This is a genomic window from Streptomyces narbonensis (assembly GCF_014649015.1).
In the GTDB taxonomy this organism is placed as follows: Bacteria; Actinomycetota; Actinomycetes; order Streptomycetales; family Streptomycetaceae; genus Streptomyces; species Streptomyces narbonensis.
The window spans coordinates 1-3,992 of sequence record NZ_BMSF01000045.1 but is presented as its reverse complement, the minus strand read 5'-3'; the positions used below and the strand labels follow the sequence as shown (position 1 = coordinate 3,992).

Genomic DNA, 3,992 nt, shown 5'->3' with positions numbered 1-3,992 from the left:
ATTTAAGGAAACGTACCCTGAAACTACATATAACGAGCAAAACGTTGCAGACAGAGTTAGGAACTTACTAAAAGGATTGACAAAACATAAACTTAACACTAACCCTATAAGAGGTGAAGTAGAGAGAGAATTGACTTGGGAGGAGATGAGAGGAATAAATACTGACATGAGCCGACGAGAGAGTTACATTGAAAATGACTTTACGAACCGACAGACACTACCGGCCTCATCAAACATCAATACCTCCCAAAACACGGAGGATGAAGGAGAAAGCGAGGAAAGAGGAAATGAAGAGAACCAGAGAGATGAGACAAATGAAGAGAGAGATAGCTGGAAAAAAAAGGCTTATGAAGTGGAAGACGAGAGAACAACAGAAATTAGAAAAGCGTTTGAAAAGGCTATGGAAGAGTTTGAAGGTACTGACCCGACTTGTAGACCTCCCCTTAGAAAGTTGAAAGCAACAAAAAAAGTTGCTCAAACAGTGAGTACCCTGAATGAGACAATTATACCGTACACAATTACTCCCCACACAACATTTACACGACTACAAACAACAATTTACTGTGCTGCTATGGCAGCAATAGAGATCTGTGAGAGAAAATTTTACCGACCGACCGTAAACAAACTAACTGACAAGAAACTTCCTGCAATGAGTAGATTAGAGAGGAATATTGAGAGTTTGAGAAAAGATTTAAGCAGGATTAATGAATACTTGAGAGGACAAAGATCGAGACGACTCAACAACAAAATAAACAGCTTGCTAAAGAACTCAGGACAGCATGCTGGACATAACGACAATAATCACACTCTACTAGACTTTAAGGACACTTTTCAACAAAAATTAGGAAAACTAACTAGTAGGTTACAACGATACAATACTACTTTAACACGACGCTACCAAAACAGACAGTTCACTGACAATGAAAAATACTTTTACAGAAACATCAGACAACCTCTCACACAACCGACTAAAACACCCCCTAAAATCCCCACAGAAAATGACCTGACTAGTTACTGGACTTCCCTTTGGTCCAAACCGACGAATCATAGGGAAAGTACGGACTGGATACGGGAAGAAGAAAGGAGAACCAAAAGAATACCGACTATGAACTTTGAGAGAGTGACCGAAATGAATGTGACCCAAGCAACGAAAAAGAGCCATAACTGGAAGGCCCCAGGACCAGACCAAATACACAATTACTGGCTCAAGCAACTGACATGTACCCACAGAGCTTTAGCTAAGTGTTTTACTGACTTTATTAGGCGACCACAGACTTTACCTGCATACTTGACGAAAGGAACCACTTACATGATCCCGAAAGGAGACATAACTCAAGACCCCACGAAATACAGACCTATCACTTGCTTACCTACAATGTACAAGACCTTAACTAGTATCCTTACCGACAAGATCTACGCACACGTGATGGAACACAACATACTGGCCGAAGAGCAGAAAGGATGTAGACGACAAGCACAAGGCTGCAAAGAGCAAGTGTTAATAGATGCAGTAGTGCTTGGAGTGGCCAAAAAACGCAACATAAGCACGACATACATTGACTACCAAAAAGCTTTCGACTCGGTCCCTCACACTTGGCTACAGAAGTCCCTCCAACTGTACAAAATAAACCCCACTGTTGTAAAATTCCTGAGTCATGCTATGACGAAATGGGGTACAACACTTAGACTTACCACACCTAACCAACAGACTATAACGACGGAGCCGGTAGCCGTGAGAAGGGGTATTTTCCAAGGTGACTCACTCAGCCCACTGCTGTTCTGTCTCGCCATGAATCCTCTCTCAAACCTACTGAACTCCTCAGGACTTGGGATAAAAATGAAGACTGGACCCAACCAGACTTACGCTATCACCCACTTATTGTACATGGACGACATTAAACTATACAGCTCTGACCAAGCAGGACTTGAAAAACTTATAGGTCTGACTGAAAAGTTCTCTACTGACATAGGAATGACCTTCGGACTTGACAAATGTAAGACTCAACATGTGGTAGCAGGAAGCCGAGATCCAAAGGGCTATGAGTGTGAAAACGGTGGAATTATCCAGCCCATGGGAGAAGAGGAAATGTATAAGTATCTTGGATTCCTACAATCGCAACAAACCGACCACCACACAATGAAGCAAAACTTAAAGACAGACTATACTTCACGACTGACAAAGCTGTTACGAACTAAACTGAACGGACGAAATATGATCAAAGCGATCAATACGTTCGCTGTCCCTGTACTGACATACTCCTTCGGTGTTGTTAAATGGACAAAGAGAGAACTTAAGGAGTTACAAGCACGAACTAACAGACTGCTGACAAAATACCACTACCATCATCCCAAGGCTGCATCAGAGAGAGTAACACTCCCTAGATCAGCCGGCGGAAGAGGACTAATTGACCTACACGAACTTCACACCAACCAAACTTTCAAACTCAAAACTTACTTCGAAAAGAAAGCACAGGCATCTCCTCTGCACCAACTGGCAACTCGTAACGACAAGCACTTCACACCTTTGAACTTGGCGAAAACACTGACTACCGTACCTCCAACCAGAACTGAAGTGCATAAAACTAAACAAAACCGACTTGAGAGTAAAGTACTCCACGGAAGATACCAGAAACACTTGGCCGATGAAAAAGTCGACAGAGCAGCGTCGCACGCTTGGTTAAGTTATGCTGGTATTTACCCCGAAACGGAGGGCTTTATGATCGCAATACAAGACGAGACGATCGCTACAAAAAATTACAAAAAATACATACTGCATGATAGGAACATGACCAACGATGCATGTCGACTATGTGGTAAGGCGAGAGAGAACATCCAGCACATAACGTCGGCATGTATGAGACTTGCCGGCACAGACTACACACACCGACACAACCAAGTAGGTAAGATCATACATCAGAAACTGGCGAGGAAATATGGTCTGACCCAGGACCGTCTACCTTACTACAAGTACGAACCAAAAACGGTCCTGGAAAATGACTCTTACAGACTTTACTGGGATAGAACGCTCTTGACCGACAAAACTGTTCATTACAATCGCCCGGACATCACACTCATCGACAAGAAAAACAAGTTAGGGTTCTTAATTGACATAGCTGTACCTAACACACACAACCTTGACTACACAATTGTTAAGAAACGACAGAAGTATGCAGATTTGGGACATGAGATAAAAAGAAGTATGAAGCTGAAAAGAGTCGAGACTGTACCATTGGTAATATCAGCTACTGGAGTCATCCCAAAAGCCCTGCATGCTGGACTAAAAAGAATTGACTTACCGAAAGGAACCTTCCTAGAAATGCAAAAGGCTGTTATTCTAAACACCTGCAGAATAACAAGGAAGTTCCTTGACTTACCAGAACAGACGACAGTTACATAATTAAACATAAACTCAACATTACTAATTTACGTCTCGTAATGTGTGGCAAGACCTTTTACGAGCAGCCAACCCTCCCCTCCCCTTGTCTTTTGTCCCTTGTGGACCGAGGCATGGGTGTATACCAGGACTTCCGAAAAAATAAAGAAGATTCCTGAGAATATCTTCTCTTGAAGAAAAAAAATAATAATAACAACTCCCCCAACCCCCTCCGTGGATTTAGGGAGTGCCGAAACCAGAAGATAACAGATGTTAAGCAGCCTTCTTCTGTGATGGTGTTGTCAACTGGTAATAGGATTTTTGGCAGGTTCAACGACTTCTACGCTCATTGGGGGAGATCCACGATGTTTCGGAGAAAATGGCTTTGATACATCGGCTGAAGTTGAACCAATATCCATGGGCCCTCTTTCGATCGATGGGAACCATCCTAATTCCAGCCTCTTCAGAGGCAACTCTTGGCAAAATCTTGCCAACACCTCGAATGTCAAGAGTCGCATCGAAAGAGAGTGATCCGTTTACTACTCGCTGGGTTGGAAGCTTGGAGTAAGAAGATCAGAAGGCAGACAGCGACATCAAATGGGATGCTCGCACTAAGATC

At 42.9% G+C, this 3,992-nt stretch carries 1 protein-coding gene; it reads left to right on the top strand.

From position 1 onward, the window contains the following. Positions 1-166: 166 nt before the first annotated feature. Positions 167-3,397, top strand: coding sequence for an RNA-directed DNA polymerase (locus IE124_RS33895; RefSeq protein WP_229833152.1), 3,231 nt, complete (start codon positions 167-169; stop codon positions 3,395-3,397). Positions 3,398-3,992: the final 595 nt, after the last annotated feature.